This window comes from Acidovorax sp. JG5 (assembly GCF_017939685.1).
Taxonomy (GTDB): Bacteria; Pseudomonadota; Gammaproteobacteria; order Burkholderiales; family Burkholderiaceae_C; genus Acidovorax.
The window spans coordinates 1-516 of sequence record NZ_JAGKSE010000071.1; the positions used below are offsets into that span (position 1 = coordinate 1).

A 516-nucleotide genomic window follows, 5' to 3' on the forward strand; every position below is an offset into this window, starting at 1 on the left:
AACCGGGCAGCGTATGCCGCGTTCGGGTCACTCAGAACACCGCTTCAGGTGTCCGCCATCAATTTGGAATGCTGTCCGCCTTCAGCGTGGAACGGTGTCCGCGATGACTGTGGAATGCTGTCCGCCATCAGCGTGGAATCGTGTCCGCGATCGCGTGGAATACGCAACCGGCGACCGACCGGTGGTCCACTCCGACTGCGGGGGCCACTACCGCTGGCCAGGCTGGCTATCAAGAATGAGCGACGCGAACCTCACCCGCTCGATGTCTCGCAAGGCATGCTCTCCTGGCAACGCAGCCTGCGAGGGTTTCTTCGGCCGGCTGAAGAACGAGCTGTTCTACCCTCGGGACTGGAAGGCCACGACCATTGAGCAGTTCATTGAGATGGTCGACGACTACATCCGCTGGTACAACGAGAAGCGGATCAAGATATCCCTTGGCTCTCTCAGCCCCATTGAATACCGGGCGAGCCTTTGACTTGCGGCATAAAACCAGTCCAAGTTTTTATCCGCATCCCC

Annotated in this window: 1 pseudogene; it reads left to right on the forward strand. The window is 59.1% G+C overall.

What is annotated here, in order from left to right:
• Positions 1 to 172: 172 nt before the first annotated feature.
• Positions 173 to 475, forward strand: a pseudogene (locus tag J8G26_RS19160) (IS3 family transposase); the annotation flags it as partial.
• Positions 476 to 516 lie beyond the last annotated feature (41 nt).